General features: G+C 71.1%; 8 protein-coding genes. 3 read left to right on the top strand and 5 right to left on the bottom strand.

Translation table 11 applies throughout. From position 1 onward, the window contains the following. The first annotated feature begins 49 nt into the window (after positions 1–49). Positions 50–3,175, top strand: coding sequence for a glycosyl hydrolase family 95 catalytic domain-containing protein (locus IF73_RS0101190; protein ID WP_420706528.1), 3,126 nt, complete (start codon positions 50–52; stop codon positions 3,173–3,175). Between the two features lie 114 nt (positions 3,176–3,289). Here the strand turns inward: IF73_RS0101190 and IF73_RS0101185 are convergent, their stop codons facing one another. The 5 genes from IF73_RS0101185 to IF73_RS0101165 all read right to left on the bottom strand — a co-directional run bounded on the left by IF73_RS0101185 (position 3,290) and on the right by IF73_RS0101165 (position 9,012). Next, positions 3,290–4,621: an alpha-L-fucosidase gene (locus IF73_RS0101185; protein ID WP_031002408.1), complete on the bottom strand. Its 1,332-nt coding sequence runs from the start codon at positions 4,619–4,621 to the stop codon at positions 3,290–3,292. Continuing rightward, entirely contained in the window at positions 4,618–5,463 is an 846-nt protein-coding gene (locus tag IF73_RS0101180; protein WP_031002406.1) for a carbohydrate ABC transporter permease, read from the bottom strand. The genes IF73_RS0101185 and IF73_RS0101180 overlap by 4 nt, the downstream gene beginning before the upstream one ends. Beyond that, complete coding sequence (locus tag IF73_RS0101175) at positions 5,460–6,437, bottom strand: carbohydrate ABC transporter permease (protein WP_051716462.1); 978 nt, start codon at positions 6,435–6,437, stop codon at positions 5,460–5,462. The genes IF73_RS0101180 and IF73_RS0101175 overlap by 4 nt, the downstream gene beginning before the upstream one ends. Before the next feature lie 23 nt (positions 6,438–6,460). Then, positions 6,461–7,741, bottom strand: a complete 1,281-nt coding sequence (locus tag IF73_RS0101170; RefSeq protein WP_031002402.1) for an ABC transporter substrate-binding protein — start codon at positions 7,739–7,741, stop codon at positions 6,461–6,463. Between the two features lie 74 nt (positions 7,742–7,815). Continuing rightward, on the bottom strand, positions 7,816–9,012 hold the full coding sequence (locus IF73_RS0101165) for an ROK family transcriptional regulator (protein ID WP_078867886.1): 1,197 nt from the start codon (positions 9,010–9,012) through the stop codon (positions 7,816–7,818). Between the two features lie 339 nt (positions 9,013–9,351). Between IF73_RS0101165 and IF73_RS37345 the strand changes: the two genes are divergently transcribed. Both IF73_RS37345 and IF73_RS0101150 read left to right on the top strand, forming a co-directional pair. Then, positions 9,352–11,688 (top strand): discoidin domain-containing protein, encoded by a 2,337-nt coding sequence (locus IF73_RS37345; protein WP_037877941.1) that lies wholly within the window; start codon positions 9,352–9,354, stop codon positions 11,686–11,688. A 27-nt stretch (positions 11,689–11,715) separates the two neighbouring features. Next, positions 11,716–13,956 (top strand): alpha-galactosidase, encoded by a 2,241-nt coding sequence (locus tag IF73_RS0101150; RefSeq protein ID WP_078867885.1) that lies wholly within the window; start codon positions 11,716–11,718, stop codon positions 13,954–13,956. The last annotated feature ends 55 nt before the right edge of the window (positions 13,957–14,011 follow it).

Here is a 14,011-nt window from a genome sequence, read left to right as displayed (position 1 = left end):
GCGACGGAGCATCCTCAAGGCCGGCGGTGCATTCGCCCTCGCACCTCTGATGGCTCAGCTGGCCGACTGGACGCCCGCCGCGGGGGCCGTCGCCGCGATGGCCCCCGCGGCGGCGGCCGTCCCGTGGCCGACCCTGTCGCGCACGGCGCTCACGTACCCCGTCCCCGCCCTGGACTGGCAGTCGCAGGCCCTGCCGATCGGCAACGGCCGACTGGGCGCCATGCTCTTCGCGGACCCTGACCGGGAGCGCATCCAGTTCAACGAGCAGAGCCTGTGGGGCGGGGTCAACAACTACGACAACGCCCTCGCGGGCCGGCCGGACAGCGACTTCGACACCGGCATGACCGGCTTCGGCTCGTACCGGAACTTCGGTGACGTCGTGGTCTCCTTCCGCTCCCGCCCGAAGGTCACGGCGCCCGGAGGCCCTTACCAGACCTCCTCGACGGAGGGCGTCGACAAGACGTACGACGGCACGCCGGGCACCAAGTGGTGCATCGACGGACCGGGCGCGAAGGTGCAGTGGCAGGTCGAGCTGCCCGAATCCGCAGCGGTCGCGGCCTACCGTCTGACGAGCGCCAACGACGTTCCGGAGCGCGACCCGCGGGAATGGACGCTGTCCGGTTCCTCCGACGGCGCCACCTGGACCACGCTGGACAGCCGCACCCTGGCGGCGCCTTTCGAGAGCCGCCTCCAGACGAAGGAGTTCACCTGCGCCGGTAGCGGGGCGTACCGCTTCTACCGCTTCGACTTCGTCCCCACGGCCGGAGTCAGCCACTTCCAGGTGAGCGAGATAGCCCTGTCCGGCGTCGACCTCGTCGGGGCGGGCGCGATGTACCTGTCCTCGCCGAGCGGACACTCCGGGGGATCCGGCGCCGGGACCGGGGCGCAGGACATCTCGCGTTCGGTGGACGCCGATCCCGCCACCGTCTGGCGGGTGGAGGGAACCGCACCCGCGGTCGTCTGGCAGGCCGACCTGCCCCGCCCGGCCGTCGTCACCTCGTACGCGCTGACGGCGGCTCCGGACCGTGCGCAGGACGACCCCCGGAGGTGGGTGCTGGAAGCGTCGCGGGACGGGCAGGCATGGGTGACCCTCGACTCCCGGACCCCGGGCGGGTCCTTCGCCGGCCGCGGTGAGACCCGGACCTACCGGATCACGAACGGCACGGCCTACCGTATGTACCGGCTCACGTTCACCCCCGGCAAGGCGTCCACCGGCTTCCAGGTCGCCGAGGTCGCCCTGGCGGGCACGGATCTCGACACGCGTACGCTGCGCGCGTTCGTCGACTACCAGCGCGCCCTGGACCTCGCCCAGGGCCTCCACGTCACCCGCTTCGGCGCGCCGGGCCGGCGCGCCCTGCGCGAGGCGTTCGCCAGCCGGTCCGCGGACGTCCTGGTCTTCCGGTACACCTCGGACGCCGACCGGGGGCTGTCCGGAACGATCTCCCTGACGTCCGGACAGGAGCAGGCTCCGACCACCGTCGACGCCACCGCCAGGAGGATCGCCTTCCGAGGCGTCATGGGCAACGGCCTCAGGCACGCGTGCACCGTCCAGGTCGCGCACACGGACGGAGAGGTGCGTGCGGAAGGGGCGACGCTCCGGTTCAGCGGCTGCACCAGCCTCACGCTGCTGCTCGACGCCCGCACCGACTACAGGCTCGACGCCGCCGCCGGGTGGCGCGGCGTCGAGCCGGAGCCGGTCGCCGTGAGAACGCTCGACGCGGCGGCCGCCCGTTCCTACGAGGCGCTGCGCGAGGAGCACACCGCCGGAACGCGGGCCCTCATGAACCGTGTCGCCGTCGACTGGGGCACCACCGGCGACGCCGTCGTCGCCCTCCCCACCCCCGTCCGGCTCGCCCGGTACGCGGCGGGCGGGCAGGACCCGACCCTCGAACAGACGATGTTCGACCTCGGGCGGTACCTGCTGATCAGCTCCTCGCGCCCGGGAGGGCTGCCCGCCAACCTCCAGGGGCTCTGGAACGACAGCAACACGCCGGCCTGGGCCTCCGACTACCACACCAACATCAACGTGCAGATGAACTACTGGGGAGCCGAGACGACGAACCTGCCGGAGTGCCACGAGGCACTGGTCGGGTTCGTCCGGCAGGTGGCGGTCCCCAGCCGCGTGGCGACCCGCAACGCCTTCGGCGCGGACTCCCGGGGCTGGACCGCCCGTACCAGCCAGAGCGTCTTCGGCGGCAACGCGTGGGAGTGGAACACGGTCGCGAGCGCCTGGTACGCGCAGCACCTGTACGAGCACTGGGCGTTCACCCAGGACCTCGGCCACCTCCGCACCGTCGCGTACCCCATGATCAAGGAGATCTGCGAGTTCTGGGAGGGGCACCTCAAGGAACGCGAGGACGGGCTGCTCGTCGCACCGAACGGCTGGTCTCCCGAGCACGGGCCGCGCGAGGACGGGGTCATGTACGACCAGCAGATCATCTGGGACCTGTTCCAGAACTACCTCGACTGCGAGGCGGTACTCGGCGCGGACCCCGCCTACCGGGCGAAGGTGGCCGACATGCAGGCGCGTCTCGCGCCGAACAGGATCGGCCGGTGGGGGCAGCTGCAGGAGTGGCAGGAGGACATCGACAGCCCCACCGACACCCACCGCCACACCTCGCACCTCTTCGCCGTCTTCCCGGGCCGGCAGATCACCACGAGGACACCGGACCTCGCGGCCGCCGCCCTGGTCTCGCTCAAGGCGAGGTGCGGGGAACGGGACGGCGTCCCGTTCACGGCCGCGACCGTCTCGGGCGACAGCCGCCGCTCGTGGACCTGGCCCTGGCGGGCGGCCCTCTTCGCCCGCCTCGGCGACGGGCACCGCGCCGGGATCATGCTGCGCGGACTGCTGACGTTCAACACGCTGCCCAACCTGCTCTGCAACCACCCGCCCTTCCAGATGGACGGCAACTTCGGCATCTCGGGCGCCGTGGCGGAGATGCTTCTCCAGAGCCACGACGGCGTCATCCACCTGCTGCCCGCGCTTCCGGACGAATGGAAGGCCAAGGGCTACTTCAGGGGCCTGCGCGCCCGCGGAGGCTACGAGGTCAGCTGCGACTGGCTGGACGGGAAGGTCACGTCCTACCGCATCGTGGCCGACCGGGCGCCCGGGCAGACGACCGTCGCCGTGCGGGTGAACGGCGTGGACACGAACGTGCAGCCGGCCAAGCCCTGACGGCGGATGCCGCCGCTGGAGGCCGCGCGGTTCCCCTGCCGGTCGCGTGGCCGCGGCCCGCCCGTTCGGGGCGGGCCGCGGACCCCCGTGCCGGGGCTTCGAGGCGGAGCGGCCTCACGAGGTGCCCGCCGTCGGGGCGGGGGACGCGAGTTCGATCCGTACGACGGTGTCGACCGGGTCCGGCAGCGGATACGTGAAGTGGCCGACCTCGCCGAACTGCACGAACGGGATGTCGGGGTACGAGGCCACGACCCACTCCTCGCAGAGCTTCAGCTCCCGGCCGTCCGCGAGCAGCGTGATCCGCTCGATCGCGTCCTTGTCCATGCCGACCAGCGGCAGCGGCCCGATCGGGGCGCGCAGGACATGGGCGTAGACGGTCGAGCCGGAGCGCGTGTAGTAGCCCCATTCGGGCGTACCGATGCTGGCCGGCCCCGCGCCGTACACCGATGCGCCGTTGGTCTCCAGCCAGCGGCCGATCCGGCGAAGCCGCTCCGCCGCCTCGGGCTGGATGGTGCCGTGCCGGTCCGGTCCGACGTTGAGCAGGAGATTGCCGCCCTTGGCGACGCACTCCACCAGCTTGGTGATCACCTGCTCCGGCGACTTCCACACATCGTCGTCAGCGTGGAAGCCCCAGTTGTTGTTGAGGGTGACGCACGCCTCCCACGGCACCGGCGTGCCGTCCGGCGTGCGGAAGCCCTCGACGGGGATGACCTGTTCCGGGGACACGAAGTCCCCGCAGTACGAGGTGGGTTCGTCGGTGACGATGGAGCCCATGCCCTCGCCGCTGGTCTCCAGGCGGTTGTCCATGATGACGTCCGGCTGCAGTTCGCGGACCATCGCCACGAGGTCGGCGGCACCCCACTGCTCCGGGCCCATCCCCTCGTACGAGAAGTCGAACCACAGGATGTCGAGCGTGCCGTAGTGGGTGCACAGCTCCCGGACCTGGCCGTGCAGGAAGGCGCGGTACGCGTCCAGGTCGGGCCGGTGGCCGGCGAAGGCGGGGTTGTCGCGCTCCGGATGCGCCCAGTCGCCGTAGTGCGGGTAGTCGGGGTGGCGCCAGTCGAGCAGGGAGAAGTAGAGGCCGACCTTGATGCCGCGGGCGCGGAACGCCTCCAGGAACTCGGCGACCAGGTCACGGCCGATGCCGTTGTGCATGCTGCCGTAATCGGTGAGCGCGGTGTCGAACAGGCAGAAGCCGTCGTGGTGCTTGGCGGTGAGCACCGCGTACTTCATGCCTGCCCGCTCGGCGAGTTCGGCCCAGGACTGCGGGTCGAAGTCCTCGGCGCCGAAGCCGTCGACGGCGGACTGGTAGTCGGCGAGCGGGACGCGTTCGTGGGAGCGGAGCCATTCACCCCGGGCGGGGACGGCGTACGGCCCCCAGTGGATGAACATCCCGAAGCGGTCGTGCCGGAACCACTCGGAGCGTGCGAAGCGACCCAGGTTCATCCCTTCACCGCTCCCGCGGCCATCCCGCTCACGATGTACTTCTGCGCGACGAGGTAGACGGCGACCACGGGCAGCATGGTGAGGACGAGGTTGGCGCAGACCAGCCCGTAGTCGAAGCTGTGCGTGGTCTGGAAGGTGAACACCGTCATGGGGAGGGTCCACCGATCGGCGTCGGGGATCAAGAAGAGCACGTTCTGAAACTCGTTCCAGGCATAGGTGAAGACCAGGATCAGCGCGGTGAAGCTGACCGGTCGCAGGAGCGGGAAGACGATGGTGAAGAACAGCCGCAGCGATCCCGCACCGTCGAGCAGCGCCGCCTCGTCGATCTCCCGGGGCAGCTGCCGGATGAAGCCGACGTAGGTCAGCGTGATGAAGGGGATCTGCACGGCGACGTCCGTGAGGATGAGCCCGGCGTACGAGCCGCCGAGGCCGATCTCCTGGAGCATCCGGATCGCCGGGATGAAGGCGAAGGGCGCCACCAGGCCGGTCAGCAGGTAGCTGTAGACGCCGCCGGTGACCCGGCCGGGGCGGCGCGCGATGACGAACGCGGCGAGCGAGCACACGAGGACCGTGCTGGCGGTGACGCCGACCGCGATCAGGACGCTGTTGCCGAGGGCGCGCAGCGAGTCGCCGGTGGTGATCACCGTCAGGTAGTTGTCGAAGTGCCAGCCGTCGGGAAGGGCGAAGCTCATCGTCCCCGACTCCGCCGTGCCCTTCACGCTGGTGATCAGGACCAGGTACAGGGGGGCCAGGAACACCACGGCGACCAGAGCGGCCAGGGCGTACGTGGCCGAGGAGGCGAGGAGTGTGCGGGCGCGGGGGCCGGCCGGTCGGCGGCTCATGCCGTCGCCTCCATCCTGCGGACGAAGCGGTTGATCACCAGGGCGACGACGGTGACCATGAGGAACTGGACGACGTTGACCGCGGCGGCGTAGCCGAGGGCGCCGGTGTTGAGCTGCTTGTAGACGTACGAGGTGAGCACCTCGGTCGCGGTGCCGGGCCCGCCGCCGGTCGTGGCGTAGATCATGTCGAAGGCCTTCATGCCGGTGATGAAGGTGAGCAGCGCGGCCAGGTTGATGGCGTGCCGGACATACGGGATCTTGATGTGCCGGGCCACCTGCCAGGGGCCGGCCCCGTCGATCTGGGCGCTCTCGACCAGTTCCTTCGGCACCGCCTGGAGCGCGGCGAGGACCAGGACGACGGTCCAGCCGACGCCCATCCAGGTGTCGACGGCGGTGACGCTGTACAGCGCCAGGTCGAAGCTGCCGAGCCAGTCCTGGTCGAGCCCGAAGGGCGCAAGGAGGGCGTTGAGCGGGCCGTCGGCCTTGAGGATGTAGCCGAAGAGCAGGCCGACGACGATGGTGGAGAACATGATCGGCAGATAGACGACGGCCCGCAGGACCTTCGCGCCGCGGAAGGTGCGGTTGAGGAGGAAGGCGATCGCCACGCCCAGGACCGTCTTGCCGACGGTGACGCAGCCGGCGTACAGGAACTGGTTCCAGGTGGCGTTCCACAGCACCGAGCCGTCGCCGGCCATCAGCCGGTAGTTCGCCAGACCGACGAAGCGGGTGTCCGGTACGTAGGTGGAGGCGTCCGTGAGCGAGAGGTACATGCCGAAGAAGGCCGGCAGCAGGAAGAAGACGGTGAAGACCGTGACCGCCGGGACGAGGAACGCGTACCGGTAGGTGCGGATGACCCCCGACCTGGTGGAGCGCCCCGCGTTCTCACGTACTCCGCCTCCTCTCCTGCGTCCTGTCTCCGCGTCACGTCCCTCTTCCGGCGCCGTTACCCGGCGGCTGATGGAGGCGAGGCTCATGCTGTCTCCGATCTCGGGCCGGGTCAGAACCCGGCGGCGCCGGCCTTGGCGCCCGCGCTCTGCCAGGCCTTCTGGACGCGGTCGCCGAAGCCCGCGACGTCCGACCGTCCGCCGATCAGCTCCTGGTAGGCGGCGATGATGTCGTCCTGCGGCTGCGGGATCGTGGACTGCTGGTCGAACGGGGCCACGAAGCCACCCTGGTCGACGAGCTTCTGCAGGTCGGCGACGCCCCCGGAGGGCTTGGCCGCCTTGACGTCGGTGAAGGCGGAGACGCCCGGGTTGGTGTCGAGGAACTTCTGTGCCTGCGGCTGCGCGATCATGAAGTTCAGGAAGTCCTGGGCCTGCGGGGCGACCTTGGAGAACGTCGCCACCTTGAGCAGGTTGGGCTTCTGCAGACCGAGGGTGGTGGGGCCGTCCACGGCCGGCAGCAGGAAGAACCCGACGTTCGCGTCGGGGTTCGTCCTGGCGATCTCGCCGAGCGCCCAGGTGCCGTTGATGAGGGCGCCGGACCGGCCCGTCGCGACCGAGGCCGTGGAGGACTCGTAGGTCGACGTCAGCGCGTCCTTGTTGGTGAGGCCCTGCTTCACCCAGCCCTCCAGGGCCTGGTACTCCTGCTCGAAGCCGGGGACGGCCGGCCACGTGACCTTGTTGCCGTCGAGCTTGGCGACCAGGTCCTTGTCGGCGCCGAGGAAACCCGCGTTGACGGAGCTGCGGTGCTGAAGCAGCGTCCAGCCGTCCTTGCCGGCCAGGTGGAGCGGGGTGACACCGGTCTTCTTGACCTTCTCCAGGTCGGCCTGGAACTCCGCGAGGGTGGTCGGCGGGGTGGTGATGCCGGCCTTGGCGAAGACGTCCTTGTTGTAGATGACGCCGGTGGCGTTGAGGCCGTCGGCGCTGGGCGTGCCCCAGATGGTGCCGTCGGGAGAGGTGATCGCCTTGCGGACGTCGGGGTTGAGACGCTGGACCCACGGTCCGGTGGCCGGCCGCATGATCGCGGCCTTGTCCTTGGCGGTGTCCTGGCCGGCGAAGATGTCGACGCCGCTCCTGGCGGCGATCCGGGCCTGCACGAGCGCGTCGTAGTTCGCGTCCGGCACCGGGGTGAGGGTGACCTTGTTGCCGGTCTTCTTCTCCCAGGCGGCGACGTTCTCCTTGAAGCCGGGGACGCTCGCCCAGGAGCTCGGGAGCATGTACGTGACCGTGGTGCGGCCGCTCGCGTCGGTGCCGCCGTCGCCGGAACAGCCGCCGACCACGGCCGTGACGGTGAGCGCCGCGGCGCCGATCAGGGCGGTTCTCCGGATTCTGCGCATGGCAGGGTTCCTCTCCGAGCTCTGGGGGTGAAGGAGGTGCGGGGGATGGGGAGTCTCTCGGGTGTCCGCGCCGGTCAACCGGCGGCGGTGGAGGCGCGGTGGTTCTCGCGGCCCGCGTCGTACGCTCCCGGCTGCAGTGGACGCACGTCGATCCGCGCGGGGAAGGCGGGGTCGCCGAGCAGGGTGTGGAAGGCATGGGTGAGCGAGAGCTGGAGTGAGCCGAGAGCCGGGCCGAACGTCGGGTTCTCGGTGACTGCCAGCTTCACCGGATACGCCTTGCGCATCAGGGTGTGTAAACGCGTCGCGATCCGGTCGGTGAGCGCTCGCCGGTGGGCGAGCGGCCCACCGAGGACGACGAGCTCGGGGTCCACGGCCAGGGTCAGATAGGCGATCTGGCGTGCTGCGCGTGCGGCGAACGCGTCCAGATCGTGCCGCGCGGCCGGATCGCCGCGGTCGGCGGCCTCCACGACCGGCAGGAACGAGTCGACGTCGCCCCAGTGCGCCGGTGCGGCCGGGCCGTCGTCGATCAGGTTGAGCTCCCCGGCCAGGTTCCGGCTGCCCCGCTGGATGCGTCCCTCCACGACGACGCCGGCCGCCACCTCGTGCCAGGCCAGGGCCAGGGCGAAGGTGTCGGCACCACGAGCGGCGCCGTAGGCGTGCTCGGCGATCGCCGCGGCGTTCAGGTCGTGCTCGACGATCAGGGGTACGTCTCCGAAGGCCAGCCCGGCCTCGGCGGGGGACAGCCCCTGCAGGTCCGGATAGTGCGGGGCGTAACTGATCCGTCCGTCCGGGCCGACTCCGCCGGTGAGTGCGACGCCGAGACCGAGCCACCTGCCGTGCGTGGTCTTCAGCGAGTTCACCAGGCGGTCCAGTCGCTCCCGGAACGCCCTCACCCGTTCGCGCCCCGAGCGGGGCTCCGGGTCGTGGTGACGGCCGATGTGGAGGAGCCGGCCGGCGACGTCGCAGACGAGGATCCGCTCGTCGTGCTTGCCGATCTCGGCGCCGATCACGAAGCCGTGCCGGCCCCCGAACCGGAACCGGGAGGCGGGGCGGCCGCCGACGGGCGTCGGGGACTCCCCGTGCTCGGCCCCCGAGATGACCTCCACGAGGTGCGGGAGCTCGGCCAGCCGGTCCCTGACCGTCGGCCGGGACAACCCGGTGGCGCTCGCCAGCTCGCTGATCGTCGCCTCGCCCAGCGCGTGCAGCGCCGCGGCGCAGGCCACCGTGGTCGTCCGCGCAGAGGCTCTGTCACCGGAGGCGAACCTGAACATGGAGTGCTCTCTTCGGAGGCCGTCGGCCGGCGCCCGCGAGGGACCGGCGGCCGACGGTATGACAAGGAGGTTTCGAATCCGGCTTTCGTAACCGGGTGGCAGGAACGTAGAGGACGTGCCGACGGGCCTGCAACGGTTCCGAAAGCGATCGTGCCGATCTTTCGGAACCCGTCCACGGATGGGCGATGGCTCGCTTCCGCCCCGATCCACCCCCGAGATATGAAGGCCCGCCCAGACGGGTTCCCGAACTCTTTCAGTCACTCACGTGTGTCGCCTACGTTGCCGCTACTTCACCAGGACATGGCCCCGGGGCGGGCCCATGAGACGCAGGAGGCAGCGGTGGCAGAGCGCGAGAACCCGGCAGCGGGGAACGACGCGGGCCACGCCGGCGGAGTCGGCGGACCGGGGCGCAGGCAGCTCCTCAGGACGATCGCGGCCATCGGCGCGGGCGCGGCGGGCTCCGGCCTTCTCGGCCTCGGCGGCACGGCCGCCGCCGCGACGCCGGAAGCGGGCCGATCCGCCTCGACCGAGGTCCGGCCCGGCGCCGTCCTGCGCGCCACCATCGACGCGACGCACCCCGCGCACCTCATCAACCTCGGGCAGAGCGACGAGCCGTACCAGGGCACCCTGGCGCAGCTGTGGAGCACGGTTCCGGACGGCCTCAAGCCGTACTGCTACGTCAACCTCATCCCCGGCAGCGAGATCCACGACGTGCCGGCCGCGACCGACTGGATCCAGGCCCGGCTCGACGCCGCAGAGGCCGCCGGTATCCCGGTGACCGTGCAGGTCGCCCAGGGCGCCACGGGCACGCGGGCCATCCCGGCGCACAAGTGGCGTACGTGGGCGCAGACCCACCCGAGGACCTTCGTCGGTCTCAACGCGGCGGAGCTGTACAACGGCATCGACCAGAGCGACTACCTGATCGACCTGTTCCACCTCGTCGGTGAGCAGGGCATGTTCTTCTTCTGGACCGACACCAACATCTACGGCACCCACGGCATGATGCTCGACTACATGCAGAACAACGCCCGGTTCCTGCCGGCCATGAAGGCGAACGCCAAGAACCTGGTCCTCATGAACAAGGAGTCCTTCGCCACCGACAGCACCGACGCCCTCATCAAGGGCCTGTGGCTCACCGGCTACATCGGCAACTGGGGCTCGTCGACCGACTGGTGGAAGTGGGGCCTGGACGGCAAGGGCGTCTTCCCCGGCGGCGAGGGCTGGCAGGACTGGAAGTTCATCCTCCAGTACCCGCAGGGCCTGCAGGTCCAGTCGATCGTGCGCGACCTGTCCCAGGGGGCGACCTGTTTCCTCGCGGAAGCCTCGTACTTCACCAACGGCGCTCTCGGACACCGCTACGCGGGAGCACAGTTCGGCGTCTACCCCGTCCTGCAGGGCGTCCTGAACGGCTGGATCCAGATCCCGACCCGCTCCCAGGTCGCCGCCCAGCCCCAGGTCCTGGCCAAGGGCATGGCCGCCTACTCCACCCCGGGCTGGAACCGATCGGTCAACAACGCGATGGCCGTCGACGGACGCTACGGCCTGCCGCCGCTCGTGCCGACCACCATGCCGACCGCCGACCACGCGGCCTTCACCACGATCACCACCAAGCAGCCGACCAGCTACTACGACAGCGTCTCCCCGGGCTTCGCCAGCACCGGCAACGGCTGGGTGGTCCGCTCCGACGGCACGCACACGCAGTGGTACTACACCAATCCGGTCATGTTCGAGCAGCGGAAGACCGCCTCGGTCATCCCGCTGACCAACGTGCCCGGTGCGCAGGTGACCATCAGTTCCGACGAGCACACCAGCGTGGTCATCCAGGAGAACCCGAACAACCTCGGCGTCCACGTCTTCAACTACCGCCTCGACCTCACCGACGCCCTCTCCCAGGTCGCCGACCAGGCCGACACCGTCGCCTTCGGCCAGAACCACATGGCACCGCGCCTCGACGCCGCCGGCGACCCCGTCGTCAACGCGGACGGAACGATCACCACCGTCGGCAACCGCATCCTCCCGGACCAGACCTCCCGTGACGTCCGCGACGTCACGCTGGCCGTCGTCGGCACCTGGAACGGCGGCCGGCCGCGCGTGACCTTCGACGACTACCCGGGCATGACCCGCCCGTACACGAGGACGGAGACCTGGGACGCCGCCACCAGCACGCTCACCCTCGCCCTCACGATGAACGGCACCAGCCACTTCAACGTCCAGATCGACGGCGGCGGCCCGCACGTCCTGCCCCGCACCGGCTGGACCGTGGCCTACGCCGACAGCCAGGAGCTCAGCGCCGAGAACACCCCCGCCACCAACGTCCTGGACGGCACCATGTCCACCTTCTGGCACACGCGCTGGTCGGACACCGACCCGGACCCCGCCTGCCCGCACGAGATCCAGCTCGACATGAAGGCCGCCCACACCGTCTCCGGGTTCACGTACCTGCCGCGCCAGGACGGATACGAGAACGGCTGGGTCGGCGCGTACGAGTTCTCCGTCTCCGCCGACGGCACGAACTGGGGGAGCCCGGTAGCCGGCGGTACGTTCGCCGCGGACGCCACCCTGAAGACCGTACGCTTCCCCGCCACCACCGGCCGGTACGTGAGGTTCCGCGCCCTCTCCGAGGTCAACGGCCAGCCCTGGACCTCCTGCGCCGACCTCACCGTCATCGGCCTGTAGCACCGTCCCACCGGAGAGAACCCGCGCATGACCTCGCACCACCGGGACCTGGCCGTGCTCGCCGCGGCCGGGTCCGCCCTCGTCCTCGACACCTCGGGCCCCGGCGTCCCCGCCGTCCTGCACTGGGGCGCCGACCCCGGCGACCTCGGCGACCCGCACGAGCTGCTCCTCGCCCTCACCCCCGGACGGCCGGTCGCCTCCGTGGACCAGCCGGTCCCCCTGCGGCTCCTCCCGCAGCAGGCAGACGGCTGGACCGGACGCCCCGCCCTCACCGGGCACCGCGACGGAGCCCACCCGCACCTCCGCCTGGAGCTCACCGAGCCCGTGGCCCTCGTCCCCGCGGAAGAGGCCGGCGGACACCTCCGGATCACGGCCGCCGACCGGGCCGCCGCCGTGACCGTCCGCACGGACATCGAGATGGACCGCTTCGGCGTCATCAGAATCCGGCACACCCTGGGCAACGACGGCCCCGGCACCTTCACCCTCGACTCCGCGGCATGCCTGCTCCCGGCCGGCGACCAGGCGACCGAAGTCCTCGACTTCACCGGCCGCTGGGCCAACGAACGCCGCCCGCAGCGCGGCCCGCTGAACCACGGCCTCACCCTGCGCGCATCGCGCCGGGGCCGCACCGGCCACGACGCCACCGGCCTCCTCGCCGTCGGCCGGCCGGGCTTCGGCTTCCGGCACGGCCAGGTGTGGGCCGTGCACACCGGCTGGAGCGGCAACCACCTCCACTACGCGGAGCGCGTCCCCGAGCACCGTCCCGTCCTCGGCGGCGGCGAGCTCCTGGGCCCCGGCGAGATCCGTATCGCCCCGGGTGAGTCCCACCAAACCCCCTGGACGTACTTCGCCTGGTCGGACGCCGGACTCGACGGCCTGTCCGACCGCCTGCACCGGCACCTCCGGGCACGCCCCGGCCACCCCCGTACGCCACGGCCGGTGACGCTCAACACCTGGGAGGCGGTCTACTTCGACCACCGCCTCGACACCCTCACCGACCTGGCCGAACGCGCCGCCGCCGTCGGCGTGGAACGCTTCGTCCTCGACGACGGCTGGTTCACCGGCCGCCGCGACGACAGCGCGGGCCTCGGCGACTGGACCGTCGACGCCCGGATCTGGCCCGACGGCCTGCACCCGCTCGTCGACCGGGTCGGGGAACTCGGCATGCAGTTCGGCCTCTGGGTCGAGCCGGAGATGGTCAACCCCGACTCCGACCTGGCCCGCGCCCACCCCGACTGGCTGCTCACGGCCCCCGGCCGGCCCGCCCCGGCCGCCCGCAACCAGCAGGTCCTCGACCTGGCGCACCCCGAGGCGTACGCCCACATCGCCGCCCGCCTGCACACGCTGATCGACGCGTACGACATCGCCTACCTCAAGTGGGACCACAACCGCGACCTGCTGGAAGCGGTCCACGACGGTGCCGCGGGAGTCCACGCCCAGACGGCGGCCGTCTACCGCCTCCTCGACGAACTCCGCGACCGCCACCCCGGGCTGGAGATCGAGTCCTGCTCCTCGGGCGGCGCCCGCATCGACTACGGCATCCTGGAACGCACCGACCGCGTCTGGGCCTCCGACACCAACGACCCCCTCGAACGCCAGTCGATCCAGCGCTGGACCGGCCTGCTCGTCCCACCGGAACTCATCGGCTCCCACGTCGGCGAGGCCCGCGCCCACACCACCGGCCGCGTCACCTCCCTGGCCACCCGCCTCGCGACCGCCCTGTACGGCCACGCCGGCATCGAATGGGACCTCACCCGCTGCCCCGACGACGAGCTGACCCGACTGGAGACGTGGGTACGCCTCCACAAACGCCTCCGCCCCCTACTCCACACCGGCACCACCGTGCACGCCGACCACCCGGACCCGGCGGCCTGGCTCCACGGCGTCGTCTCCGAAGACCGCCGCCACGCCCTCTTCACCCTCGCCCAGCTCACCGCGTCGACGGACTCGGTCCCACCCCGCCTCCGCCTCCCGGGCCTCGCTCGGGAGCTGACCTACACCGTCACGGTCCGCCCGGAGTTCCCCTTCACCCAGGCCCACCCGAGTACCGCCGTCCCCTGGATCGCCCAGGGCACGCTTCGCGCCCGCGGCGCCGTCCTCACCGACCTGGGCCTGGTGGCCCCGCTGCTGGACCCGGCGCAGTGCCTGGTCCTGGAGGTGGAGGCGACCGACGACCCCGACCGGGATCGACCAGCCGGCCCGGTTCTCGCTCCGGGCACCGACGCCCGTCCGCTGCCAGGACACCGTTCCGACGGCATGAGCTGCTGATCGCCACGGTCCCCCGCCTGCGCCGCAGCCACCGTGGAGCGGAGCCGTCACGGAC

Source organism: Streptomyces sp. NRRL F-5727 (assembly GCF_000719555.1).
Lineage (GTDB): Bacteria > Actinomycetota > Actinomycetes > Streptomycetales > Streptomycetaceae > Streptomyces.
Note: the sequence above shows the minus strand (reverse complement) of the source record. Positions and strands in the feature narration are given on the sequence as shown.